At 68.4% G+C, this 512-nt stretch carries 1 protein-coding gene; it reads right to left on the bottom strand.

Features of this window, described 5'->3' with window-relative positions:
• Positions 1-512, bottom strand: a 512-nt coding sequence (locus IF43_RS0135640; protein WP_030211211.1) for a carboxyl transferase domain-containing protein, incomplete at both ends; no start/stop codon positions are given.

Here is a 512-nt window from a genome sequence, read left to right as displayed (position 1 = left end):
GATGATCGGAATGTTGAACGCGTCGCACATCTGCACGAACCGCGCGGCCTTCTCGGACGCCTCGATGTCCAGCACCCCGGCCAGCGTCTGCGGCTGGTTGGCGACGATGCCGACGACCTGGCCGTCCAGACGGGCGAGGGCGCAGATGATGTTGCGGGCCCAGCGCTCGTGGATCTCGAGGTAGTCGCCCTCGTCGACGAGCTCCTCGATGACCTTGTGCATGTCGTACGGGCGGTTGCCGTCCGCCGGGACCAGGTCGAGCAGGACGTCCGAGCGGCGGTCGGCCGGGTCGTCGGTCGGGTGGACCGGCGGGTTCTCCCGGTTGTTGGAGGGGAGCATCGAGATGAGGTAGCGCACCTCGGCGATGCAGGTCTCCTCGTCGTCGTACGCGAAGTGCGCGACACCGGAGGTCTCGGCGTGGACGTCGGCGCCGCCCAGGCCGTTCTGGCTGATCTCCTCACCCGTCACCGCGCGGACCACGTCCGGGCCGGTGATGAACATCTGCGAGGTCT

This window comes from Streptomyces sp. NRRL S-87, assembly GCF_000719335.1.
GTDB lineage: Bacteria > Actinomycetota > Actinomycetes > Streptomycetales > Streptomycetaceae > Streptomyces.
This window is presented reverse-complemented; position numbering and strand designations above follow the sequence as displayed.